Source organism: Nocardioides sp. CPCC 205120, assembly GCF_048654585.1.
In the GTDB taxonomy this organism is placed as follows: domain Bacteria; phylum Actinomycetota; class Actinomycetes; order Propionibacteriales; family Nocardioidaceae; genus Nocardioides.
On sequence record NZ_JBMCYY010000001.1, the window covers coordinates 1,727,492 to 1,751,836 of the forward strand.

Genomic DNA, 24,345 nt, shown 5'->3' on the forward strand with positions numbered 1-24,345 from the left:
CCCGAGTACGCGAGGAGGCTAGGAAGGGCGGGTAACGCCGTGACGTTGGCGGCGTTTCACCGCTGTTACGTTCGTTTCAGGTGGCCGGGCCGCCGGGCTCGAGCGGCGCGGGAGGCCTCAGTAGCGGGTGCGGTCGACCTTCGCGAGCCACGCGTCGAACGGCGCGGGGGCGTCGTCCGGGCGCACCTGCACCACCGGCGTCGCCCACGTGTCGCGGGGCGCGGCCAGCAGGTCGTAGAACGCGCGGTCGTCGAAGCCCCCGCGCGCGGCGTCGTCGCGGTCCGCGGCGTACACGACCCGGTCGACGCGCGCCCACAGCGACGCGGCCACGCACATCGGGCAGGGCTCGCACGAGCTGAACAGCTCGCACCCGGCCAGGGAGAAGTCGCCGAGCGTCCGGCACGCGGCGCGGATGGCCTGCACCTCGGCGTGCGCCGTCGGGTCCAGCGTCGGCGTCACGCGGTTCTGGCCGGTCGCGACGACCTCGCCGCCGCGCACGACGACCGCGCCGAACGGCCCGCCGCCGTCGGCGACGTTCTCCACCGCCAGCGCGACGGCGCGCGCGATCCAGGCGGCGTCGGAGGCGGCCTCGCCGGGGGCCGGTGCGGCGGGGACCGGGGTGGCTCCGGGGGTGGGGGTGGTGGTCATCGGGGGTCCTCGCTCGGGCTGGTGGTGCGGGTCGGGGCGGTCGTGGGGCTCGGGGGTACGGCGGGAGCCGCGGCGGGCCGTCGCTGCGCGAGCCGCCAGACCCGGTCGCGGCTCATCGGCACCTCGTGGGGCCGGACGCCGAGGGCGTCGCGCACGGCGTTGGCCATGGCGGCGGCCACGGGGTTGTACGGCGCCTCGCTCATCGACTTCGCGCCGGCCGGGCCGAGGCTGTCGACGGTGTCGGCGAACAGCACGCGGGTCGGCGGCACGTCGGCCATCTGGGGCACACGGTAGTCGCGGAAGGTGGCGGTGGTGACGGCTCCGTCGATCGTCATCACCTCCTCGTGCAGGGCCCCGCCGATCGCCTGGGCGACGCCGCCCTCGACCTGGCCGCGCAGCTGCTCGGGGTTGAGCACGACGGCGGCGTCGACGCCCTGGACGGAGTCGAGCACCCGCACCTCGCCCGTGCGCGGGTCGACGGCGACGCGGAACCCGTGCACGTTGAACGCGACCGAGCGCGGCGACCCGGTGTGGGACGCCCGTGCGGTCACGGGCGACTCGAGCACCCCCGGGCCGCCGACCGCGTCGAGACGCTCCCGCAGGTCGGCGGCCGCCCGGGCGACCGCGGCGCCGGCGACGACGGAGCCCGTCGAGCCGTAGGCCCCGGTGTCGTAGCCCGACGTCGCCGTGTCCGAGGCGCGCAGCGTCACGCGCCCGACCGGCACGCCGAGCGCGTCGGCGACGAGCTGGGTGTGCACGGTGGCCGTGCCGTTGCCGAACTCGGCGGTGCCCACGTCGACGGTGACCGACCCGTCGGGTGCGACGGTCACGGCGGCCTCGCTGTGGTGCCCGCGCGGGGGGATGGTCGCGATCATCGCGGCGGCCACGCCCTCGCCGAGGAGCCACCCCTCCCCGGGTACGGCGGCACCCGCCCGGGCCTCGGCCAGCGCGGACTCGACGAGGTCGAGGCACTGGTCGAGCCCGTAGCTGCCGAAGACGAGGTCGGCGTCGGGCGGTCCGTTGACGACGAAGTCGTCGCCCGGCACCACGGCGTTGCGGCGGCGGATCTCGAACGGGTTGATGCCCACCTCGCGGGCCAGCTCGTCGAGCGCCGACTCGATGCCGAGCACCACCTGGCCCAGCCCGTAGCCGCGGAAGGCTCCGGAGGGCACGTTGTGGGTGTAGACCGCCTCGGCGTCGACCCGCTTGTTGGCGCAGCGGTAGAGCGCGACCGACTCGTGGCAGCCGTGGAACATGACGCCCGGGCCGTGGTTGCCGTAGGCGCCGGTGTCGGACAGCACGTCGACCCGCAGCGCGGTGAGCACCCCGTCGGCGTCCGCGCCCAGCTCGACCTCGACGCGCATGGGGTGGCGCAGCGGCACCATCGTGAACTGCTGCTCGCGGGTGAGCTCGAGCTGCACCGGCGCGGGCTCGCCCTGCTCGGCGAGCCGCAGGGCGGCGACCGCGACGAGGTCCTCGACGATCATCTCCTGCTTGCCGCCGAAGCCGCCGCCGACGCGGGCCGCGACGACGCGCACCGTCGAGGGGTCGCGGTCGAGGATGCGGGCCAGCTCGTCGCGCACGAGGAACGGCACCTGGGTGCTCGTGCGCACGACCAGGGTGCCGTCGGGCTCGACCCAGGCGCGGGCGCCGTGGGTCTCGAGCGCGGCGTGCGTGACGCGCGAGGTGCGCCACGTGCCGCTGACCCGGTGGGTGGCGGCGGCGAGGCCGGCGGCCACGTCGCCCACCTCCCCGTGGCTGCGGGCGACCGTGTTGCGGGCCGCGTCGGCGATGCGGCTCTCCGGCCCCTTGTCGCCGTGGACCAGGGGCGCGCCCGGCGCCCGGGCCTCCTCGGGGTCGAGGACGGCCGGGAGGGGAGCGTAGGTGACCTCGACGAGGCGGGCGGCGGCGGCCGCGGTGCGGGGGGAGTCGGCGACGACCGCGACGACGCGCTGCCCGACGAATCGCACGACGTCGTCGAGCACCCGGGTGTCGTCGGGGTCGTCGAGCCGGCTCTGGTGCCGCGCGGTGGAGAACAGCACGTCGGGCACGTCGCGGTGGGTCAGCACGAGCCGCACGCCCGGCACGGCCTCCGCGGCCCGCGCGTCGATCGACACGACGCGTGCGTGGGCGTGGGGGCTCTGCACGAGGGCCACGTGCAGCACGCCGGCCTCGGGCAGGTCGAGGGTGAACGGCTCGCGGCCCGTGACGACGCGCCGGGCGGCCGGCGCGCCGACGGAGCGCCCCAGGGCGGCCCCCGCCCCGCAGCCCGCGCCGGGCTCGTTCCCGGGCTCACCGCCGGGCTCCTCGACGTTGCACCGCCCGGCCAGGGCGTCGCGGATGGAGCGGTAGCCCGTGCAGCGGCACAGGTTGCCCTTGAACGTGCGGGCCAGCTCCTCGGCGCGCGCGGGGTCGTCGGCGCCGGGCACGACGCCGCGCTCGTCGGCGAGGGCGGCCGCGGTCACGACGTACCCCGCCGTGCAGAAGCCGCACTGGAAGCCGGCGGCGCGGGCGAAGGCGCGCTGCACGGGGTGGAGGTCGTCGGGGGTGCCGAGGCCGGCGGCCGTGGTGACGGCGCGGCCCTCGGCCCGGTGCAGCGGCAGCACGCAGGAGTGGGTCGCGGCGCCGTCGACGAGCACGGTGCACGCGCCGCAGTCACCGGCGTCGCAGCCCTTCTTCACGTCGAGGTGGCCGGTCTCGCGCAGGAACGTGCGCAGGCACTGGCCGGGGTGCGCACCGGAGGCGTCGACGGGGGTGCCGTTGACCTCGATCACGCGGCGACCTCCCCGGTGCCCGCGGTGCCCGCCGCGCCGGCCAGCTCCGCCAGCACCTCGGCGGCGAGCACGGGCGTGACGCCGGCCCGCCAGTCCGCAGGGCCGTGCGGGTCGGCGTACCAGGTCGTGACCCCGGCCAGGGCGTCGGCGACCTCGGCCGCGCCGGGCAGGGCGGGGAAGGCCAGCCGCAGGGGGCGGGTGGTCGCGGCGGTGACGACGAAAGTGCAGGCGCCGTCGGCGTCGAGGCGGCCGACGACCACCGACGACGAGCGGCCGACGGGGGTGAGGGCGAGCTGGCGGAAGGCGTACCGGGCGGTGAGGGCCGCGGCGGGGACGTCGACGGCCCGCAGCAGCTCGTCGCCCGCGCGGTCGGTGCGGCCGGGGCCGGTGACGAGGTCGACGACGGGTACGGCGCGCGCCCCCCGGGTCGGCGACCACAGCTCGGCGACGCCGTCGAGCGCGGTGGTCAGCGAGATCATCGCGCCCGCGGGCAGGCCGAGGCAGAGGTTGCCGCCGACGGTGGCGGTGCGCCAGATCTTCGAGGACATGAGGAACGCGTCGGCGCAGCGGCGCACGAGCGCGGCGGCGCTCGTGGTGGCCGGGTCGGTGGCGGGCCAGGCCCCGGCGGCGGCGACGAGGTCGGCGACGGTGCAGGTGCCCGCGACCCGCAGCGACCCGTCGCCGTGCAGGGCCGTCGGCGCCCATCCCATGCCGGTGAGGTCGACGAGGCCGGTCAGGTGGGGCTGCGGGGTGGAGTAGAGCCACGACCCGCCCCCGAGCCACGCCTCCCCGGGGCGGAGCACCAGGTCGTCCTCGGTGCGTGCGACACGCACGCCGGTCAGCTCGGCGAGGTCCATCACTCGATCTCCCTCAGGCGCAGGTAGGCGTTGCTGATCGTGGTGACGCGCTCGCGCCCGGCGGCGCCGCGCGCGGCGAGCACGCCGTCGGCCAGCACGGCGGCCATGCTCATCGCGGCCGCGTAGGAGTCGAAGGCGAGCTCGGTGGCGATGGGGCACCCCAGCCACGTGCCGCGCGGTCCCAGGTGGCGGCGGTGGTCGGCGGCCGTCGGGTCCGCGAGCAGCACGATGTCCGCGCCCGTCGCGACGGCGTCGGCGAGGAAGGCGCTGAACCCGACGGGGCGGCGGCGGAACCCGACGAGGAGCACGGCGTCCCCGGCGTCCACGTCGGCCAGCTCCTCGCCCATGACCTGGCCGGGCAGCGGGGCGAGACGCACGTCGGGGCGGGCCTGGGCGAGCTGCTGGCGCAGGTGGAGCGCGACCGCGTGGCTGCCGCGCCAGCCGACGACGTGCACCCGGCGCGCCGAGGCGAGCGCGGCGACGGCCGGTACGACGCCGGGCTGGCCGACGACGGTCGCGATCGTCGCCGCCTCGGCGCGGGCGTGCGCCGGGAGGCTCGCGGGGGCGTTCAGCTGGCGGGGCTCGCCCGCGACGCGCTGGGCCCGGAGGTGGTCGCGGACCTCGTCGAAGTCGGCGTACCCCAGGCTGCGGAACAGCCGGCTCATCGTGGCCTTCGAGACCCCGGCCAGGTCGGCGAGCTCGGCGGCGCGGTAGGTCGCGAGGTCGTCGAGGTGCTGCAGCAGGGTGTCGGCGGCGCGGCGCTCCTGGGGCGACAGGCTCGCGCGGTGGGTGGCGATGCGCTCGTCGATCCGCACCGTCGTCACCGCACCGGTCCCGTCGCCGGGGCGGGCACGGCGGTGGTGCCGCCCGCCTCGTGCGCGGTGGCCGCCGCGAGCACGGCGGCCTCGAACGCGTCGACGGCGCGGGCCACGTCGACCTCGCGGACGTCCTCGCCCGGGTGGTGGCTGATGCCGTCGTGGCAGCGCACGAACAGCATGCCGACGTCGGCGACGGCGGCGACCGCCATGGCGTCGTGGCCGGCGCGGCTCCACAGCGCCATCGGGTCGGTGTCGCCGGTGGTGCGGATGCCGTCGACGACGGCCTGCTGCAGCCACCCGGCGCACGGGGCGGCGGGCGCGGAGTGGGTCTCGGTGACCTCGAGGCGCAGGCCGCGGGCGGTGCAGGCGTCGGTGATGGCCGTGTGCAGCACCTCCCACGCGTGGTCGCGCTCCGCGTCGCGCGGCGCCCGCAGGTCGAGGCTGAGGTCGGCGCGGCCGGGGATGACGTTGACGGCGCCCGGCTGCACCTCGATCTGCCCGACGGTGGCGATGACCCCCAGCTCGCGGGCCAGGCGCTCGACGGCGGTGACGGCCTCGCTGGCGCCCACGAGGGCGTCCCGGCGCCGCTCGTACGGCGTGCCCCCGGCGTGGCGGGCCTCGCCGTGGACGGTCAGCACGAAGCGCCGGGCGCCCGCGATGGTGGTGACGACGCCGAGCGAGGCGTCCGCGGCCTCGAGGTAGGGGCCCTGCTCGATGTGGGCCTCGAGGTAGCCGACGAGGCTGCCCGGCGCCCGCGCCGCCTCGTGGTTGCGCGCGGGGTCGAGGCCGAAGGCGCGGTAGGCCTGGGCCAGCGTGGTGCCGTCGCGGTCGGCGAGGTCCCACCAGGCGTCGTCCCACCTGCCGGCGAGCGCCTGGCTGCCGAGCAGCGCCGTCCCGAAGCGGGCGCCCTCCTCGTCGGAGAACGCGACGACCTCGAGGGCGAACGGCAGCTCGCCGACCCGGTCGCCGAGGCGCTGGGCGACGGCCACCGCCAGCACGACGCCGAGCATGCCGTCGAAGCTGCCGGCGTCCGGCACGGTGTCGAGGTGGGAGCCGAGCAGCAGCGCCGGCAGACCGGGCTCGCGGCCCTCGCGCCGACCGCAGAGGTTGCCGGCCGCGTCCTGCCAGGTCGTCAGGCCCGCCTGCTCCATCCAGGTGCGGACCAGGGCGTTGGCCGCGGCGTGCTCGGGGGTCAGGTGGAGGCGCTCGAGGCGCTCGGGCGCGGCGGAGAAGGCGTCGAGCTCGGCGCAGCGCGCGAGCACGCCGGCGGCGGTCGTGGGGTCGGCGGCCGTGGGGTCGGTGGCGGCCCCGGGGGTCCCGGCGCTCACGCGGCGGTCCCGGTGGTCCCGGTGGGGGCGGCGGCCTCGGCGTACACCTCGCGGGCCGCGCCGACCCCGCCGCCACCCGTCAGCGGCACGCCGTACCCGCGCAGCACCTGCTCGAGCGCGGCGAGGGTGGTGAGCACGGCGTCGCGGCGGGCGTTGTAGCCCATCGTGCCGATGCGCCAGACCTTGCCGTGGAGCGGGCCGAACGAGGTGCCGATCTCGATGCCGAAGTCGGTGAGCATCGCCGCGCGGGCCGCGTCGCCGGGCACGCCGTCGGGGATGTGGACGGCGACGACGTTGTGCATCTTGTGGGCGACGTCGCCGAACACGGCGAGGCCGAGGCCGCGGACGCCCTCGAGCATCGCCCGGCCGTGGAGGCGGTGGCGCTCGACGGCCGCGTCGACGCCCTCCTCGACGAGGAGGCGGGCGCACTCGCGGGCGCCGTAGAGCATGGTCGTGGCCTCGGTGTGGTGGTTGAGGCGGCGTGGGCCCCAGTAGTCCATGATCTGCGCGAGGTCGAGGTAGTTCGACGCGATGCGCGTGCCCGCCTCCCGGGCCACGTCGGCCTCCTCGCGGATGCCGGCCTCGACGTGGCGACGTCCGTCGACGACCGCGACGGCGCGTGGCGACAGCGTGATCGGGGCGCTGCCGGACGGCCCACCGAGGCACTTCTGCAGCCCGGCCGAGGCGACGTCGACGCCCCAGTCGTCGGTGGCGAAGGCGTTGCCGCCGAGGGTGGCGGTGGCGTCGACGTAGAGCAGCGCGTCGTGGCGGCGGCAGATCTCGCCGAGGTCGGCGAGGGGCTGGGCCATCGTGGTCGCGGTGTCGCCGTGGACGACGGCGACGAGCTTCGGACGGACCGCACGCACCGCCTCCTCGACCTGCTCCGGGGCGAACACCGTGCCCCAGTCGGCGCTGAGGGTGTGCACCTCGGCGCCGCAGCGCTCGGCGATCTCCACCAGCAGGTGGCCGAAGCGACCGAACACCGGCACCAGCACCCGGTCACCGGGCTCGAGCAGGCTGACCAGCGCCGCCTCGATGCCGGCCCGCGAGGTGCCGTCGACGAGGAGCGTCTGCTCGTTGGCGGTGCGGAACACCTGGCGGTAGAGCGCCATCGTCTCGTTCATGTAGCCCGTCATCGACGGGTCGTACTGGCCCACGAGCGGCGCGCCCATCGCCCGCAGCACGCGGGGGTCGGCGCTGATCGGGCCGGGGCCCATGAGCAGGCGCGCGGGCGGGTGGACCGGGGCGACCGGTGGGGCGGCGGGCATGACGTGGACGCTATGAAACGGTCGTTTCCGAGGTGTTTCGGCGCGCGAACGGGTTGTTTCGGGCCCCACGGAGCGGGGCGGCGGAATGGGCGCCGCCGCGCGGGCGTTGCCCCGCTCGTGACCGGTCTGTGGATCCTGCTCGCCGCCGTCGTGCTCGCCGGCGGCCTCGGGCTGTGGCGCCTGCGCACCGACGGCCGGTTCCGGGGTGCCGCCTCCCCGGCCGGTACGGCGGAGCCCGCCACCGGCCCGCTGGAGACGCCGCCGGAGCAGAACCCGCTGGAGGAGGACCCCGTGACCCAGACCCCGGCGTCGGAGCCGACCGCCCCGGCCGAGCCCGGCGCGTGGGCGCGGGCAGCGGCTGCCGGCGTACCGGGGGAGCCCGGCGAGCGCGCGACGCTCCTGCAGTTCTCCTCCGCCTTCTGCGCCCCGTGCCGCGCCACCCGGCGGGTGCTCGGCGAGGTGGCGGAGCTGGTGCCCGGGGTCGCCCACGTGGAGGTCGACGCGGAGCACCACCTCCAGCTGGTGCGCGACCTGGACGTGCGCCGCACCCCGACGACGCTCGTGCTCGACGCCGCCGGCCGCGAGGTCACCCGCGCCGCGGGCGCGCCCACCAAGCAGCAGGTGCTCGCGGGGCTCGAGGCGGCGCTCTAGCGCCCGCGCTCCAGCATCCGCCCCCAGGTGTGGTCGGGGCGGTCGACGTCGACGGCGTTGCCGCGCACGACGGTGCGGACGACGCGGCCGCCGTAGCGGATGCCGTCGTACGCCGAGATCGGGTTGCGGTGGGCGAGCCGTGCGGCCTCGACCCGGAAGTCGACCCCGGTGTCGTAGACGGCGAGGTCGGCGTCGGCGCCCACCGCGATGCGGCCCTTGTGGGCGAAGCCGACGAGGTCGGCGGTGTTGCGCGACATCCACCGGCTGACGTCGGCGAGCCCGATGCCCCGGCGGCGGGCCTCGGCGGCCATGACCGCGAGCCCGACCTGCAGGCCGGAGACGCCGCCCCACGCCTGCTGGAGGTCGCCGTCGCCGCGGCCCTTCTCCTCGGCGGTGGCGGGGGAGTGGTCGGAGACGACGCAGTCGATGATCCCCGCCCGCAGCGCCGCCCACAGCTCCTCGCGGTTGCCGGCGTCGCGGATCGGGGGGCAGCACTTGAACTGCGGCGCCCCGTGCGGCACCCGGTCGGCGTCGAAGACGAGGTAGTGCGGGCACGTCTCGACGGTCAGCCGCAGGCCCTCGGCGCGGGCGTCGGCGATGAGGTCGAGCGCGCGGGCGCTCGACAGGTGCAGCACGTGAACCCGGGCGCCGGTCTCGCGGGCACCGTCGACGACCTGCTGGATCGCCGCGACCTCCGCCTCGTGGGGCCGCGAGCGCACGAACGCGCGGTAGGACCCGCCCGCCTCCTGCGGCGCCGCCGCGAGCACGCCCGCGTCCTCGGCGTGCACGATCATCAGCCCGTCGAAACGGGCCACCTCGGCCAGCGCCGCGCGGAACTGCTCCGGGTCGAGCGGCGGGAACTCGTCGACCCCGCTGGGCGCGAGGAAGCACTTGAAGCCGAGCACGCCGGCGTCCCACAGCGGCTCGAGGTCGCCCACGTTGCCGGGCACCGCCCCGCCCCAGAAGCCGACGTCGACCATCAGCTGGTCCCGCGCGGCGGCCTGCTTGACCCGCAGGTGCTCCACCGTGGTGGTGGGCGGCAGCGAGTTCAGCGGCATGTCGACCAGCGTCGTCGCCCCGCCCAGCGCGGCGGCCCGCGTCGCGGACGCGAAGCCCTCCCACTCGGTGCGCCCCGGCTCGTTGACGTGCACGTGGGTGTCGACGACCCCGGGCACGACGTACGCCGTGTCGGCGGCCTGCACGACCACGCCCTCGGCCTCGTGCTCGTAGGCCTCGACCGCGGCGATCCGTCCGCGCTGCACGACCACGGTGGCGGGCACGAACGCGTCCCCGACCAGCACCCGCCGGGCGCGGACGGCGTCGACCCGCATCAGGCGAACGCGGGCACGGTGGCCCACGCCTGCGGCACCTCGGCCTGCCCCTCCCGGGTGATGGTCGCCTGGATGAGCCCGTAGGGGCGGTCGGCGGCGAAGAACACCTCGCCGGGGTTGTCGAGGCCGAACGGCTCGAGGTCGACGAGGAAGTGGTGCTTGTTCGGGCACGACAGGCGCACCTCGGCCACCACGCCGTACCGCTCGAGCACCCGGCGCCCCATCGCGAACAGCGTCTGCTGCAGCGCCAGGGAGTGCAGGTCGGCGAACGCGGCGAGCAGCTCGGCGCGGATCCCGTCGTACAGGGCGTCGAAGTCGAGCTCCTCGAGCTCGGCCTGGGTCTGCGGGGCGTAGCGCCACCACGCCGTCACCGACGTCGCCATGATGCGGTCGTCGACCTCGGCGAGCGTCGTGTAGCGGTCGCGGGGGAACCCGTGGAACTCGGAGCCGGTCGACTTCAGCACGACGCAGTCCTTGAGGCCGGAGACGATCCAGGTGGCGTCGCCGTCCTTCTGCACGACCGTCGTGCGGGTTTCCTGCCCGCGCCGCACGAACGAGTGGTCGTGGGCGGCGCCGTCGACGGCGATGCGGTCCCAGGTGGAGGTCTCGGCCTCCCAGCGGCCGCCGCTCACCCACGGGAACCCCTCGACGAAGTGGGCGCCGTACGTCATGAGGAAGTGCTCGGGCGTGCGCACGCCGTGCTCGCGGGCGAAGGCGTAGAGCGTGTTCTTCTGCGTGTCGGTCGCGACGACCTGGCTGTTGTCGCCGTCGGTGTGGCAGGCGGCGAAGTCGCCGCGCAGCTGGGCGGTGACGTTGAGGTCGGTGATGCGGTGGACCGGGGTGTCGCGGTCGACGCGCACGAGGCGGCACTCCGCCTTGCCGTACTGGTTGGCCCCCAGGACGATGTCGCCGATCGCCATCTCAGCTCCCCTTGTAGGTGGTGTAGGAGTACGGGCTCAGCAGCAGCGCCACGTGCGCGTGCGGTCCCGCGAGGCCCACGGTCAGCTCGACGCGCGGGAAGAAGGTGGCGCGCCCGGCGGCCGTGAACCACGGGCCGGTCGCGAACTGCAGCCGGTACGTCGCGGGGTCGAGGTCGGCGGCCAGGCCCGCCCGCTCCAGCGGCCCGTCCCAGCGCACGCGTCCGTCGGCGTCGGTGGTGGCGTGCGCCAGCGCGGTGCCGTCGGCGTCCGCGAGCGTCACCTTCAGGCCGGCCGCCGGCACGCCGCGGGCGGCGTCGAGCACGTGGGTGGAGCAGGTGGTCACGAGAGGATCCCGTCGAGTCGGAGGAGCGCGATCTGGGTCAGCTGGCCGGTGACCTCGGCCGCCTCGGTGGCCGGGTCGAGGTCGAGGCGGCGCACGAGCTCGTCGAGGATCTCCTTGCGGCTGCGCCCGGCGGCCCGGATGAGGAAGACGCGGTCGAAGCGGGTCTCGTACGCCGCGTTGCCGGCCGCGATGGCCTCCTCGAGCCCGGGGTCCCGCGGTCCGGTCTCGACGATCGCGGCCTGCTCGCGCCGGCTGTGGGCGGCCTCGGCGCCGTCGCCGGCGGGCCGCTCGCCGATCCGGGGGTGGTGGGCCAGGGCGGCGTCGACGTCGGCGGGGCTCCACCGGGCGGCCTCCCGCTCGGCGCGGGCGAGCAGGGCGCCGCGGTCGTCGTACGGACGCCCGGCGACCAGCGCGTCGACCCACCAGCCGACGTCGGCGGCCGGGCGCAGCAGGTCCCGCGCCGCGTCGGCCGGCAGGCCGTTGAACTCTTCGATCCGCACGCCCCTGGCTCCCTTCCCCGCGGTCGGCGACCAACCTAGGGACGCCGTGTTTCACGGACCGGCGCGCGCGTTTCGTGGTGGTAACGAACGTTTCGGCGGCGGCCTCAGGGCGCTGCGGTGGCGCGGGCCAGGTCGGCGGCGAGCGCGAGGAGGTCGCGGTCGCGGCCCGGCGCCGCCACGAGGCAGACGCCGCAGGGCAGGCCCTCGGCGGTGCGCAGCGGCACGTTGACGGCGGGCAGGCCCCCGATCCCGGCGACGGAGGTCAGCTCGAGCAGGGTGTCGCGCAGCTGCTGGTCGGCGGTGCCGGGGTACGGCGCGACCGTCGGCGCCGAGGGCAGCAGCAGGACGCGGTCGCCGATGCGGCGCCGGATCTCGAGCCGGATGCCGGTGAGCGCGTCGGTGGCCGCGGCCACCTCGGCGGGGTCGAGGCGGGCGGCGGCCTCGAAGCGGGCGCGCACGGGCGCGGTCAGGGTCGACAGGCGCGAGGCGACCCAGCCCGCGTGCTGGCGCCACGCCTCGGCGGACTGCACGAGCACGAACGTGCGCCGCCACTCGGCCAGCTCGCGGGTTCCGAAGGTCTCGCGGAAGACGGTGCCCCACGACCGCGTCACGGCCTCGACGGAGGCGCGAACGTCGGGCGCGGCCAGGGCGAGCAGGTCGGTGGCGAGCACCAGGTCGCTGACGGCCGGCGGCGGGGCGGGGGGCAGCAGCACGTCGCCGACGCGGGCCAGGAGGCCGGCGTCGCGGGTCATCCACCCGACGGTGTCGAAGGTCGGGGCCAGGGCGAGGAGCCCGTCGCGGGGCACGGCGTCGTGGGAGGTGCGGATGCCCCACAGCCCCTGCCAGGCGGACGGCACGCGGATGGAGCCGCCGGTGTCGGTGCCGAGGCCGATGCTGACCTGCCCGAGGCTCGCGGCCGTCGCGGACCCCGACGACGAGCCGCCGGGGATGCGGCGCGGTGCGTGCGGGTTGGGCGGGGTGCCGTGGTGCTCGTTGGTGCCGAACAGGCTCCAGGCGAACTCGTCGGTGCGCGCGATGCCGGTGACGTCCGCACCCGCGTCGAGGAGGCGCTGGACGACCCGTGCGGTGCGGGGCGCGGGCGGGGCGGCGGCGAGGTACGCCGGGCTGCCCGCCCCCACCTTCTGGCCGGCGATGGCGTAGACGTCCTTCACCGCCACGGTCTCGCCCGCGAGCGGGCCCTCGTGGCGGCCCGTCACCAGCGGGTCGCCGACGACGCGCCAGATGCGTGTGTCGAGCGCGGGCGGGGTGGTCGCGACGTGGGCGGCGGTGACGACCCACCCCTGCGCGCGGCGCTGCCACAGCTGGGTCTGCACGCCGCGGCCGCCGCGGGCCAGTTCGGTGGTGGCCATGACGAGCGCGTTGGCGTCGTCCACCACCTGCACGCGGACGTCGACGACGGTACGGCGCGGCGCACCGCCCCGGCCGCCGCGGAAGGCGCTGATCTGGTCGTGGCCGACCAGCACGCCGGCGGCGTCGGCGCGCAGCGTGTCGGGGCCGGGCGCGAAGAGGGCGTCGAGCGTCGCCAGGTCGTCGGCCATCAGCGCCCGCTCGTAGGCCCAGAAGGCCTCGACCAGGCCGGGGGGCAGGTCGTCGGGCGCGCTCGCCGTACCGCTCATGGGCGGCATCATCGCGCGGCCGGCCCGTCGTACGGCGGGAGGTGCGCGAAGTCGGCGGTGCGGATGCGGGCGTGGACGCCCTTGACCACGTCGACCACCTGGGAGATGTCGAAGTCGGTGGCGGCCGAGAGGTAGGCGTAGGCCATCGCCGGCTCCATGCCGTAGCGCGCGCCGAGCAGGGCGATGGCGGCGCGCACGCAGTTCTGGGTGGCGACGTCGAGGTCGGGGTCGAGGCCGGTGGGCACGAGGTGGTCGCGGGTCTCGGCGAGGGGCCCCGCCAGCTCGCCGAACGCGGCGACCGCCTCCTCGTGGGCCACGACGTCGAGCCGCACGGTCGCGCGGAGGCTGGCCTCCATCGCGGTGAGCGCGACCTCGCCGTCGCCCTGCGCGAAGTGCGGGTCGCCGACGTAGGCCAGCGCCCCGGCGACCTGCACCGGGAGGTAGAGGGTCGCCCCGACGGTCAGCAGGTTGATGTCGAGGTTGCCGCCGTGGGCGCCGGGCGGCACCGAGTGGGGCCGGGCGTCGTCCGCGACGGCCACGCCCATGATCCCGAGGAAGGGCGCGAGCGGGAACCGGACGCGCGGCGCCTGCGGGTCGCCGTACCCGGCCTGGGTCAGGGGCAGCTCCCCGTACGACGCCCGCTCGCCGTCGGCGCCGGTGTGCTCGGTGAGCGCCGCGAAGGCGGAGAAGACGGGGAGGTCGTCGCGGGGGTACTCGCCGGGCAGCGTGCCGCGCCCGTGCCGGTTGGACACGACGCCGTACGGCACACGGGGCAGGGTCCCGAGGACGGTGATCGCGAGCAGGTCGCCCGGGCGGGCGCCGCGCACCGCGATGGGCCCGGTGACCACGTGCGGCCCGTCGGTGCCCGGCGCGTGCGGGTGGTCGGAGGCGGCGAGGTCGACGGCGTCGGCGAGCACCCCGTCGGCCCCGACCCCGTGGCGGGCGAAGAAGGCACGCGGGTCGCGGCCCTGGTCCTCCAGCACGCCCTCGTGGCTGAGGGTGTCGACCGTGACCTCCGTGCCCGGGTCGACCGTCAGCACCGGCCGGTCGCGCGCGCAGGGCAGACGCCCCCACAGGAGGTTCTCGCGCGTCGAGGGGAGGTAGGTCGCCGAGCGGATCGGCCCCACCCCGGCGTCGAGCGGCCGGTCGGGCACGGGGAGGAGAGTCACGCCGCGCACGCTAGGAAACCGATGTTTCGGGGGTGTTCCGGGCGTTGCAGCGCTGAGGTTTCCCCGCCTAGGCGGGGAAACATGTGCTCTGCGGCCAATGCCTGGGCCGTAGAGCACAGGGATTCGTCGCAGAGTCGCGGCCGGGACGTGGCGTGGAGCGGCCGCCGCGCCCTCGTCGCACGAGAGTGCGCAGGTTCAGCCGACGGGCGGGTCTCCGGCTGAATCGACGCACGCCGTTGCGGGTCCGAGGAGCTGCGGGAGAGCAACGAGGCCGTCGACCACGCGGTCGAACAGTACGGCGACGCTCGCGAGGTCGTGGAACCGCATCGTTCCTCCGCCGGTAGGGGAAGAGGCATGGCACACCAAGATTGACGGTGGAAGCAAAGACGCACTGAGGCTCATTCTCACCATCTATGGCATCGACACCATTGCATTGCTTTAGGACCCATACGATGAATGACCAAGACCGGTGCAGTCATCGGCGCAGTGCTGGCATTGCTCATGGTGGCGTACACGCTGGCTGTAGGTGGTTGATGGTTCATCGCCACGCCGTTCACGACGTTCTTCGCTGTCGTCGCACTCTACGGCTTCTGTTCAGTCTGCTCAGCCCTTCGTTTCCTCACCCAAGGTCGTATCGCAATCAATGCACACCGAAACGCAATGATGGATGAGGGAAGGAGGATAGTCATTTTCGACCAGTACGACCAATCAAGACTGCCCTGCAGAGTCACAAGCGCCATGAGGAAGATGAACTGAAAGAAGAATAGCCACTGGTCAACAGGGCGACTCAAGTCAAGGGGCTCGTTGTTCTCTAACGTTGCCTGCTGGCCACGTCGAGAAAAGGCTCGGTAACCGGTAAAGCAGATGACCACCAGCGACAGCAGTTGACCAGCGACCTGCTGCGTCCGAGACACTCCAACCCAGAAACCCCATACGAACAGGACACTGAAGACTGCAAAGAAAGAGAGTTCGAAGGCAAACTTGCGAAGCGGGTGCGGTGTCTTCACTGCTGACCCCAGCGTCGTTCGTCAGACGGCGGGGTGGAGGAGGAAGTCTCGCTCTCAACCCACCTCTCGTCTAGACGCATGATGACCCGGTAGAAAGCAAAGTACACAACGGTCGCGATGGGAAAAACCAACAAGATGCTTGACCAGTAAGGCAAATCAAACCTGATGACTGAGCCAACAATCAGAACCAGTATGGCAATGACGATCGCGTAGTAGAACGTCTTCCCCCGAGTGCTCTGCGGAACGCCAGAGTCACTAATCAACGCTGCACGACCGCGAGCCGTTAAGACGGAATACAAGTACACGGCGACAACAACGAACAGGAAGATGCCTGCCGCTACTCTGTCCGTCGCTGGTTTTGTGGCGTCAGCAGCCACAATTAGTGCGTTGACTGTAACCCCGAGCAGCACAGCAGAGTAGCCAATGATGGCTCTCTTGAGGTCACCGGTTCGGGCCATGTGACTGAACATATCGGATTGGGAGGCTGTCTCGCAGTGGAGCGTGTGACGAACCCAGGCACCCCACCCCTCGTAGGGGTACTGCCAGGCCACGCGGCATGCGGTCAATCTCCCCCCGTGCGCCAAGAATCGCTCTCGGTGCTTCAAACAATAGAAAGGAGGCCCTAGAGCTAACCCAAAGTCCTAGGGCCTCACAGGCGCTTGTGTGGCTTCTCAGTCCACGTCCACCACGACGGGCGCGTGGTCGGAGGCGCCCTTGCCGGCGCGCTCCTCGCGGTCGATGAACGCTCCACTCACGCGCTCGGCGAAGCTGGGCGACCCGACGACGAAGTCGATGCGCAGGCCGCGGTTCCGCTCGTACCGCTGCCGGTAGTAGTCCCAGTACGTGTACACGTCCGGGCCCGGCGCGTGCGGACGCACGACGTCGACCCAGCCGGCGTCGAGGAACGCCTGGAAGGCGGCGCGCTCGCGCGGCGTCACGTGCGTCGACGTCGCGAACTGCTTCATGTCGAACACGTCCTCGTCCCGGGGCGCGATGTTCCAGTCACCGACGAGCGCGGTGGGGGTGTCCGCCCAGGCGCCGGCGGCCTCGCGCAGGCGGGCCAGCCAGTCGAGCTTGTAGACGTAGTGCGGGTCGTCGACCTTGCGCCCGTTGGGCACGTACAGCGACCACACGCGCACGCCGCCGCACACCGCGCCGATAGCGCGCGCCTCCGGCTCCACGGGGTCGCCCCAGCCGGGCATGCCGGGGAAGCCGACCTCCACCTCGTCGAGGCCGACGCGGCTGATGATCGCCACGCCGTTCCACTGGCTCGTGCCGGCCGCGGCCACCTCGTAGCCGCGCGCCTGCAAGCCCATCAGCGGCAGCTGGTCGACCCGCGCCTTCGTCTCCTGCAGCGCCAGCACGTCGACGTCGTGACGCTCGAGGAAGGCCTCGACGCGGTCGATGCGGGAGCGGAGGGAGTTGACGTTCCAGGTCGCGATGCGCACCGCTCGAGGCTACGACCCGAGCGGCGCGGCCCGGCGCGGGGTGTCGGCGCGACCCGCGACGAACGGGTCGAGCAGCCCCGGCGTCGTCGCGTCCGCGAGCCGCAGCCCGGTGCCGAGGTCGACGTCGCGCACGCGCACCGACTCCCCGCCGGCCGCCGTGGTCGCCACCAGGTCGGCCAGACCGGTACGGCGCTGGAAGAACGACTGCTCCACCACCCAGCCGATCACGCCCTCGGCCTCCAGCACGGTGCGGGTGCGCGCGAACGCCCCGCTGCCGGCCACCAGGTGCCGCGGCCGCCCGTCGAGGGTGGTGAGGGCGTGGCCCAGGTTGCGGTACGACGACTCCGCCCCGGCGACCCCGAGCACCGCGAAGAACACCGCGACCGGCACGGGCGCCCAGTCGGGCACCTCGTCGGCCAGGAGCGCGGCGACGAGGGTCGCCGTACCGAAGAGGAGGGTCGACCACTGCCAGCGCACGTGGGCGCGCCGGCGGGCAGCCGGACCGTGGGAGACCAGGGGAGCGGTCAGGGGAGCGGCAGCCGCGGCGTCGGGGCCCAGCACGTCGTGGCCGACGGCGACGGCGACGTCGATCGGGCACGACGGGAGCACCTTCGTGGTGCCGTCCTCGACCCCGGTCGCCAGCGTGGCCAGCTCGGCGCCGTCGGCGAAGCGCATGAGGGCCGGCTCGACGAGCACGACGCCGCGCACGCGCCGCTCCTCGACGGTGACGGAGCGCGTGGTGAGCAGGCCGGCGCGCAGGTGCAGCGACGTGTCGCCCGGGCGCCGCCCGCCGGGCTGGCGCACGAGGCGGAAACCGGCCCACTGCACGACGTACCCCGTCAGCGAGATCACCAGCCACAGCACCAGCAGCACCACCGCGACCACGAGCAGCAGCAGCGGCAGGAACTGGCGGCCCAGCCAGTCCCACAGCGCCGACGCGTGCTCCGTGTCGAAGATCGGCAGGTCGTCGAAGAACTGCGAGCCGGCACCGAACGCGCCCGCCACGATCGCGAGCCGCGCCAGGCTCAGCGGGGCGAAGCGCAGCCACGACCAGCGCAGCGTCGCGAGCACCTGCTCGGCACCGGGACCCGGCGTACCGACGGGGGAGCCCGGCACGGCCTCCGGCGGGTACGGCGACGCGTCCGGCGCCGCCCGCCCCTCACCGGCCGCGGGGGTCGGGGTCGGCGCGGCGCCGCCCACGGTGCGGGGCAGCAGCGCGACCTGGAGGCGGTGCGCCTCCGGGGCGGTCACGACGTCGAGGGTGATGCGGCTGTCGTCGACGCCGGTGCCGATCTCGACCTTCGTCACGCCGAGCACGCGGTGCAGCAGCGACGCGGTCTGGTCGACGCTGCGCACCCGGTCGAGCGGGGCCGTCTGGTTCGTGCGGTTGAGCAGCCCGCGGCGCACCTCGAACTGGGTGGCGGTCTGCCGGTAGTAGGTCGTCAGCCACGGGATCGCGCCCAGCACGCACGCCGCCACGACGGCGACGGGCACGAAGAGGAGCGCCCACGGGCCCATCTGCGTGCCGACGCCGATGAAGCCGAGCACCAGCGGGAACGCGAACTGCCCCAGCACCCGCACCGGGCCGATGACCAGCATCCGCTTGTCGAGGCGGATCCACCCCTCCTCGTCGGGGTCCGCCGGCGGCTGCGCCCACTGCTGCGGCTCCTGCGGGGCCGACGGGCCGTACGGCGAGTCGGGCGACGGGCCGTACGACGGGGGGTGCTGCTCGCTCACGTCGCGTCGTCCCGGGTGGCCGAGGTGATGGCGGTGAGCTCGGCGACCAGCTCGCGGGCCAGCCGCTCGTCGAGGCACTCGATGCTGATCGGGCCGGCCGCCGACGCGGTGGTGACGGTCAGCGAGCGGAGCCGGAACATGCGCTGGATCGGGCCCTGGGAGGAGTCGACCGTCTGCACGCGGGAGAGCGGGGCGACGCGCTCGTCGATGCTCAGCCACCCGCTGCGGGTGTGGACGGCGTCGCCGGTGACCTCCCAGCGGTGGATGCGGTAACGCAGCGGCGGCATGACGACGACCTGGACGACGAGGAGCACGACCGAGGCGACGAGCAGCAGCGTGAACCACCACGGCCGCCCGCCCCACAGGGCCCACGCGATGGCGAGGCCGATCACCGGCAGCGCGGTGGCGAGCGCCGCGGTCACCCGCCAGTAGCCGCGGGCGCGCGGCGACACCTGGTGCGCGGGCAGACGCAGGGCGACGGGGGTGGGGTCCGCGGACGGGTCCTGCCGGGGCGGCGACGTCGGGGTGCTCACGGTGCGAGCCTCCCACGTCGTGCCGACGGGACGGCCGCAGATGTGAGCGGCGGGTGCGGCGCGCCGTACACTCGCGCCCCGTGGCTCTCACCATCGGCATCGTCGGTCTCCCCAACGCAGGCAAGTCGACGCTCTTCAACGCGTTGACGAAGAACGACGTGCTCGCGGCGAACTACCCGTTCGCCACGATCGAGCCCAACGTGGGCGTCGTGGGCGTGCCCGACGAGCGGCTCGCGGTGCTCGCGGAGATCTTCGGCTCCGCCAAGGTGCTGCCCGCGACCGTCGAGTTCGTCGACATCGCCGGCATCGTCCGCGGCGCGAGCGAGGGCGAGGGCCTGGGCAACAAGTTCCTCTCCCACATCCGCGAGTCGGCCGCGATCTGCCAGGTGACCCGCGTCTTCCGCGACGAGGACGTCACCCACGTCGACGGCGAGGTCAACCCCGCCAACGACATCTCGACCATCCAGACCGAGCTCATCCTGGCCGACCTGCAGACGGTGGAGAAGGCGATCCCGCGGCTGGAGAAGGAGGCGCGGGGCAAGAAGGAGCTCGCCGCCAACCTCGCCGCGGCCAAGGAGGCGCTCGGCCACCTCGAGGCCGGTACGCCGATCATCGCCACCTCGGTCGACCGCGAGCTCGTGCGCGAGCTGTCGCTGCTCACCGCCAAGCCCTTCATCTACGTCTTCAACTGCGACGCCGACGAGCTCGCCGACGAGGAGCTCAAGCAGAAGATGCGCGACCTGGTCGCGCCCAGCGAGGCCATCTTCCTCGACGCCAAGTTCGAGGCCGAGCTCGTCGAGCTCGGCGACGACGACGAGGCCCGCGAGATGCTCGCCGAGACCGGCGTCGACGAGCCCGGCCTCGACGTGCTCGCCCGCGTCGGCTTCGACACGCTCGGCCTGCAGACCTACCTGACCGCCGGCCCCAAGGAGACGCGGGCCTGGACGATCAAGAAGGGCTCCACCGCCCCCGAGGCCGCCGGTGTCATCCACACCGACTTCCAGCGCGGCTTCATCAAGGCCGAGATCGTGTCCTTCGACGACCTCGTCGCCGCGGGCTCGATGCAGAAGGCCAAGGAGTCCGGCAAGGTCCGCATGGAGGGCAAGGACTACGTCATGGCCGACGGCGACGTGGTGGAGTTCCGCTTCAACGTGTGACCCGAGCCCACCTCGGCCCACCCGACCACCCGGGCGGCGACCCGGGCGGCGACCCGGTGGTCGACCTCAGTAGTAGACGGCCAGCGGACCGTTCGGTCCCTCGACGACCTGCACGGGGGTGTCGAACACCCGGGTCAGGACGTCGTCCGTCATGATCTCCGCCGGCGTCCCGAACTCGACCACGCGGCCGTCCTTCACGGCACAGATGTGGTCGGCGTAGTGCCCGGCGAAGTTGATGTCGTGCAGCACGATGACGATCGTGCGCCCCAGCTCCTCGGCCGCCCGCCGCAGCTGCTGCATCATCTGCACCGAGTGGCGCATGTCGAGGTTGTTGAGGGGCTCGTCGAGCAGCACGAACTCGGTGTCCTGGGTCAGCACCATCGCGACGTACGCCCGCTGCCGCTGACCACCCGAGAGCTGGTCGAGGAAGCGGTCCTCCAGCTCCGCCAGCCCGAGGAAGTCGATGGAGCGGCTGATGACCGCCTCGTCCTCGGTGGTGAGCCGGCCCCGCGAGTAGGGGAACCGGCCGAAGGCGACGAGCTGGCGCACGGTCAGCCGGGTGACGAAGTGGTTCTCCTGCCGCAGGATCGACACGACCTTCGCGAGGTCGCGCGAGGGGGTGCTCGCCACGTCGTACCCGGCGATCTCGATGACGCCCTCGTCGATGCCGAGCAGGCGTCCCACCATCGTCAGCAGCGTCGACTTCCCGGCGCCGTTCGGGCCGACGAGCGCCGTGATGCCGCCCGTCGGGATCGTCAGGTCGACGGGCCCGATGACCGCGTCGCGGGCGTAGCTCTTGCGGACGCCGGAGAGCGTGATCACAGACGGCCCTTTCGCAGGATGACGAGGAGGAAGACCGAGCCGCCGACGAGCTCGATGATGATGGAGACGACGCCCTCGGCGTAGAAGACGTGGCGCATCGTGAAGTACGCCCCGGCCAGCACGACGAAGCCCGAGAGCACCGCGACGGGGAAGACGTAGCGGTGGTCGTGGGTCCCCGCGAACTGGTAGGCCAGCGTCGCGACGAGGAACCCGAAGAAGGTCATGGGGCCGACCATGGCGGTCGAGACGGCCATGAGGATCGAGACGAGGAACAGCACCCGCATGGTCTCGGCGCGGTGGGCGACGCCGAGGCTCGTGGCGGCGTCACGCCCGAGCGCGACCACGTCGAGCCGGCGGGCCCGCCCCCACAGCAGCGCCCCGGCGACCAGCGCCAGGGGGATCGCGACCGGGAAGTAGTCGGGGTCGGCGTTGGCGACCGAGCCGAACAGGCGCGCGGCGAGGACGTCGAAGTCGCTGGGCGTCAGCAGGCGCTGCATGAACGCGGACACGGAGCCGAGGCCGCCGCCGATGACGATGCCGACGAGCAGCATCACGTGGAGGTTGCCGTAGCGGCCCGAGAGCAGCCAGCCGTAGAGGGCGAGCGAGAAGCCGACCATGAGGGCCACCTGCAGCACGAACTGCCGCGTGCCCTGGAAGGCGACGAGGCCCGCCGCTCCCAGGAAGTAGACGGCCGAGGTCTGCACGGCGACGTAGAGCGACTCGAACCCCATGATCGACGGCGTGATGATGCGGTTGTTCGTGACGGTCTGGAAGCCGACGGTGGCGAGCGCCTGGCAGAACGCGACCAGCAGCATGACCACGACGTTGGTGGCCCGCAGCTCCGCGATCAGCCAGAAGCCGCGGCTGCCGAAGGGCATGGGGTTGTCCCAGGCGAGCAGGCCGGCCGCGAACACGGTGGCCAGCGCGGCCAGGGCCGTGACCACCAGCCAGTAGCGCCGCCGTACCCCAGGGGCGTCGAGCGGTCCCGAGGAGCGCCGGGACGACGGCGGAACCGGCACGGCCGGCGCGGCCGGCACGGCCGGGGCGATGCTGGTACGACGCGCGTCAGCCACGGCGACGCTGCCGCAGGAGGAGGAGCACGAAGACCGCCGCGCCGACGACGCCGAGGACCAGCGACACCGGCACCTCGAAGGGCGCGATGATGGTGCGCCCGACGAGGTCGCAGACGGTCACGATGGCGATGCCCAGCAGGCAGACCCAGGGGAGGTTGCTGCGCAGGTCGTCGCCGCGCACCATCGAGACGACATTCGGCACGATCAGGCCGATGAACGGCAGGTTGCCGACCACCACCGTGACCACGCCGGTGGCGATGGCGATCAGCGCGGTGCCCAGCAGGATCATCCGGTCGTAGTTCACCCCGACGTTGGTGGCGACCTCCTGGCCGAGGCCCGCCACGGTGAGCCGGTCCGCGACGAGGAAGACGGCCACCACCACGAGGGCGACCACCCACAGCACCTCGTACTGGCCGCGGAGCACCGAGGTGAAGCTGCCCGCGAACCACACGCCCAGGCTCTGGAGCATGTCGGTCTGCAGGGCGATGAAGGTCGAGACGGAGCTGACGACCGCGCCGAGCATGATCCCGATGATGGGCACCACGAGCGAGGAGCGCAGCGAGACGCCGCGCAGGAAGAGGAAGAAGACCATCGTGCCGACGAAGGCGGCGGCGACGGCACCGAGCATGCGGACCGTCAGGCTCGCGTCCGGCACGAGGAGCAGCACGGCCAGCAGGCCCAGGCCGGCCCACTCCGTCGTGCCCGTGGTGCTCGGCTCGACGAAGCGGTTCTGCGTCAGCAGCTGCATGACCAGCCCCGACATGGCCATGGCGGCGCCCGCCAGCACGAGGGCCACCGTGCGGGGGATGCGGGTGATCGCGAACATCTCGGCGCCGCGCTCGCCACCGAGGACGTCGTAGACGCCGGTGAACAGCGACAGCGCGAGCAGGGCCGCGACAGCGAGGATCCCGGCGATGAGCCGGGCATCGAGGAGCCCGCCTCCGGAGCGCCCGAGGCGGGGGGCGGTGGACGTCACCATCGAGAGGTACCTGTCTGGAGGGGCCGGCCGGGTCGCTGCGCTCGGGGAGCGGACCCGGCCGGCCGGGCGGACGTCAGCGAGCGGACTCGAGGGCGTCCGCGAACGTCTCGAGGAACTCGGTGTACGTCTGGATGCCCTCGTTGGTGTAGGTGTCCGCCGGCATGTAGACGATCTGGTCCTGCTCGACGGCGGGAACGCCCGCGAGCGCCTCGCTCGACTCGAGGACCTCGGCAGCCGGCTCGTACGACGAGTCGCCCGCGGCGACGGCCGCGTCCCGGTCCATCACGAGGATCCAGTCGGGGTTCGAGTCGGCGATGGCCTCGACCGAGATGTCGTCGCCCTGGTGGTCGTCGCTCGCGTCGTCGACCTCGACGGCGGGGGACAGGCCGAGGATGTCGTACAGCGGACCCAGCGTGCGTCCCACGCCGGGCGCGAGGTAGCCGATCTCGCCGCCGGACACGGTGACGGCGAGGACCGAGTCGGCGGCGTCGTACGCCGCGGTCACCCGCTCGATCGCCGCGTCGAGGTCCGCGACGAGGGCCTCGGCCTCCTCCTGCCGGTCGAAGATCTCGCCCAGCACGGTGACCTGGCGCTTCAGCTCCTCGTCGAGCGGCTCGCCCTCCCGGGGGTCGAGCTCGACGATGGCGGCGTCCGGGGCGAGGGACTGGAAGTCCTCGCGGAAGGTGGCGAAGCGCTGGCCGTTGATGATGAGGTCCGGCTCCGCAGCGACGACGGCCTCGAGGTCGGGCTCGTTGTGGGTGCCGATGTCGACGATCGACTCGTCCTCGGTGTAGGGGTTCGTGCTCGGCATCAGGGCGACGGCACCCGCGCTCAGCTCGACGCCCCAATCGGCCAGGGTCTCGAACGTGCGGTTGTCGGTCGCGACGACCGACTGCGGCGGGGAGGGCACGGTCTGGGTGCCGAAGTTGTCCGTGACCTCGATGGTCTCGGCGCTGGTGGAGGGGCCAGCGTCGGCCTCGCCCGAGGCGCAGCCGGCGAGGGCCAGCGGCGCGACGGCGACGAGCGAGAGCAGGGCAGCCTTGCGGGGGAGGACCACGAGAGTTCCTTCGGAGGTCGTGAGGGAAGCCCACCCGAAGATCAGGGTAGGTTTGCCTAACTTATCCTCTCGGCGGCCTCCGGCGACCCAGGGGGTCGACCGGTGGACGGGGCCGCCCTCGCTCATGGCACGCACGCCCGCCGTCGGAGGCGATCAGCCGCCGACGACGAGCGTGGGTGTCAGCGCTTGGGCTTGGCGCGCCGGTTCTTCGCCGACGCCACGGCGTTCTTGATCTTCGCCTGGTTGTGCGGCTTCCGGGCCTCGTCGTACAGCTTCTTGCCGATCCCG

22 protein-coding genes are annotated in these 24,345 nt (G+C 73.8%); 2 read left to right on the forward strand and 20 right to left on the reverse strand.

Translation table 11 applies throughout. The features are described 5' to 3' along the window. Positions 1-117: 117 nt before the first annotated feature. The 6 genes from ACOACO_RS08070 to ACOACO_RS08095 are packed head-to-tail and all read right to left on the reverse strand — an operon-like array spanning position 118 to position 7,693. Entirely contained in the window at positions 118-648 is a 531-nt protein-coding gene (locus ACOACO_RS08070) for a nucleoside deaminase (RefSeq protein WP_420295723.1), read from the reverse strand. Then, a complete protein-coding gene (locus ACOACO_RS08075; RefSeq protein ID WP_420295724.1) occupies positions 645-3,422 on the reverse strand; it encodes a molybdopterin-dependent oxidoreductase in 2,778 nt (925 codons plus the stop codon). Before ACOACO_RS08075 ends, ACOACO_RS08070 begins: the two co-directional genes overlap by 4 nt. Next, positions 3,419-4,279: an FAD binding domain-containing protein gene (locus ACOACO_RS08080; protein ID WP_420295725.1), complete on the reverse strand. Its 861-nt coding sequence runs from the start codon at positions 4,277-4,279 to the stop codon at positions 3,419-3,421. The genes ACOACO_RS08075 and ACOACO_RS08080 overlap by 4 nt, the downstream gene beginning before the upstream one ends. Beyond that, complete coding sequence (locus ACOACO_RS08085; RefSeq protein ID WP_420295726.1) at positions 4,279-5,103, reverse strand: MurR/RpiR family transcriptional regulator; 825 nt, start codon at positions 5,101-5,103, stop codon at positions 4,279-4,281. The genes ACOACO_RS08080 and ACOACO_RS08085 overlap by 1 nt, the downstream gene beginning before the upstream one ends. Next, positions 5,100-6,425 (reverse strand): allantoate amidohydrolase, encoded by a 1,326-nt coding sequence (locus ACOACO_RS08090; protein ID WP_420295727.1) that lies wholly within the window; start codon positions 6,423-6,425, stop codon positions 5,100-5,102. The genes ACOACO_RS08085 and ACOACO_RS08090 overlap by 4 nt, the downstream gene beginning before the upstream one ends. Further along, positions 6,422-7,693, reverse strand: coding sequence for a pyridoxal-phosphate-dependent aminotransferase family protein (locus ACOACO_RS08095; RefSeq protein WP_420295728.1), 1,272 nt, complete (start codon positions 7,691-7,693; stop codon positions 6,422-6,424). Before ACOACO_RS08095 ends, ACOACO_RS08090 begins: the two co-directional genes overlap by 4 nt. Positions 7,694-7,810: 117 nt before the next feature. Between ACOACO_RS08095 and ACOACO_RS08100 the strand changes: the two genes are divergently transcribed. Beyond that, a complete protein-coding gene (locus ACOACO_RS08100) occupies positions 7,811-8,344 on the forward strand; it encodes a TlpA family protein disulfide reductase (protein WP_420295729.1) in 534 nt (177 codons plus the stop codon). On the opposite strand, the gene allB is transcribed toward ACOACO_RS08100, so the two are convergent. The 10 genes from allB to ACOACO_RS08150 form a co-directional block, all read right to left on the reverse strand. Continuing rightward, positions 8,341-9,702, reverse strand: a complete 1,362-nt coding sequence (allB, locus tag ACOACO_RS08105; RefSeq protein WP_420295730.1) for an allantoinase AllB — start codon at positions 9,700-9,702, stop codon at positions 8,341-8,343. The genes ACOACO_RS08100 and allB overlap by 4 nt on opposite strands. Further along, a complete protein-coding gene (gene pucL / locus ACOACO_RS08110) occupies positions 9,675-10,595 on the reverse strand; it encodes a factor-independent urate hydroxylase (RefSeq protein WP_420295731.1) in 921 nt (306 codons plus the stop codon). The genes allB and pucL overlap by 28 nt, the downstream gene beginning before the upstream one ends. A gap of 1 nt (position 10,596) precedes the next feature. After that, positions 10,597-10,938, reverse strand: coding sequence for a hydroxyisourate hydrolase (uraH, locus tag ACOACO_RS08115; RefSeq protein WP_420295732.1), 342 nt, complete (start codon positions 10,936-10,938; stop codon positions 10,597-10,599). Continuing rightward, positions 10,935-11,438, reverse strand: coding sequence for a 2-oxo-4-hydroxy-4-carboxy-5-ureidoimidazoline decarboxylase (gene uraD, locus ACOACO_RS08120; protein ID WP_420295733.1), 504 nt, complete (start codon positions 11,436-11,438; stop codon positions 10,935-10,937). The genes uraH and uraD overlap by 4 nt, the downstream gene beginning before the upstream one ends. A gap of 104 nt (positions 11,439-11,542) precedes the next feature. Beyond that, entirely contained in the window at positions 11,543-13,075 is a 1,533-nt protein-coding gene (locus tag ACOACO_RS08125; RefSeq protein WP_420295734.1) for an AtzH-like domain-containing protein, read from the reverse strand. 8 nt (positions 13,076-13,083) lie between these two features. Further along, positions 13,084-14,244 (reverse strand): acetamidase/formamidase family protein, encoded by a 1,161-nt coding sequence (locus ACOACO_RS08130; RefSeq protein WP_420295735.1) that lies wholly within the window; start codon positions 14,242-14,244, stop codon positions 13,084-13,086. A gap of 1,003 nt (positions 14,245-15,247) precedes the next feature. Further along, entirely contained in the window at positions 15,248-15,709 is a 462-nt protein-coding gene (locus ACOACO_RS08135) for a hypothetical protein (RefSeq protein ID WP_420295736.1), read from the reverse strand. 213 nt (positions 15,710-15,922) lie between these two features. After that, positions 15,923-16,699 (reverse strand): exodeoxyribonuclease III, encoded by a 777-nt coding sequence (locus tag ACOACO_RS08140; protein WP_420295737.1) that lies wholly within the window; start codon positions 16,697-16,699, stop codon positions 15,923-15,925. A gap of 9 nt (positions 16,700-16,708) precedes the next feature. After that, on the reverse strand, positions 16,709-18,436 hold the full coding sequence (locus tag ACOACO_RS08145) for a PH domain-containing protein (RefSeq protein ID WP_420295738.1): 1,728 nt from the start codon (positions 18,434-18,436) through the stop codon (positions 16,709-16,711). Next, positions 18,433-18,969 carry a PH domain-containing protein gene (locus ACOACO_RS08150; protein WP_420295739.1) on the reverse strand — a complete coding sequence of 179 codons (537 nt, stop codon included), beginning with the start codon at positions 18,967-18,969 and terminating at the stop codon, positions 18,433-18,435. The genes ACOACO_RS08145 and ACOACO_RS08150 overlap by 4 nt, the downstream gene beginning before the upstream one ends. An 80-nt stretch (positions 18,970-19,049) precedes the next feature. On the opposite strand from ACOACO_RS08150, the gene ychF reads away from it, so the two are divergent. Beyond that, entirely contained in the window at positions 19,050-20,126 is a 1,077-nt protein-coding gene (ychF, locus tag ACOACO_RS08155) for a redox-regulated ATPase YchF (protein ID WP_420295740.1), read from the forward strand. A 66-nt stretch (positions 20,127-20,192) separates the two neighbouring features. Here ychF and ACOACO_RS08160 read toward each other — a convergent pair whose 3' ends face one another. The 4 genes from ACOACO_RS08160 to ACOACO_RS08175 all read right to left on the reverse strand — a co-directional run bounded on the left by ACOACO_RS08160 (position 20,193) and on the right by ACOACO_RS08175 (position 24,057). Further along, a complete protein-coding gene (locus ACOACO_RS08160; RefSeq protein WP_420295741.1) occupies positions 20,193-20,948 on the reverse strand; it encodes an ABC transporter ATP-binding protein in 756 nt (251 codons plus the stop codon). Then, positions 20,945-22,021 (reverse strand): iron chelate uptake ABC transporter family permease subunit, encoded by a 1,077-nt coding sequence (locus ACOACO_RS08165; protein ID WP_420295742.1) that lies wholly within the window; start codon positions 22,019-22,021, stop codon positions 20,945-20,947. Before ACOACO_RS08165 ends, ACOACO_RS08160 begins: the two co-directional genes overlap by 4 nt. Then, entirely contained in the window at positions 22,014-23,000 is a 987-nt protein-coding gene (locus ACOACO_RS08170) for an iron chelate uptake ABC transporter family permease subunit (protein ID WP_420295743.1), read from the reverse strand. Before ACOACO_RS08170 ends, ACOACO_RS08165 begins: the two co-directional genes overlap by 8 nt. Positions 23,001-23,073: 73 nt before the next feature. Beyond that, complete coding sequence (locus ACOACO_RS08175; protein ID WP_420295744.1) at positions 23,074-24,057, reverse strand: siderophore ABC transporter substrate-binding protein; 984 nt, start codon at positions 24,055-24,057, stop codon at positions 23,074-23,076. Between the last annotated feature and the right edge of the window lie 288 nt (positions 24,058-24,345).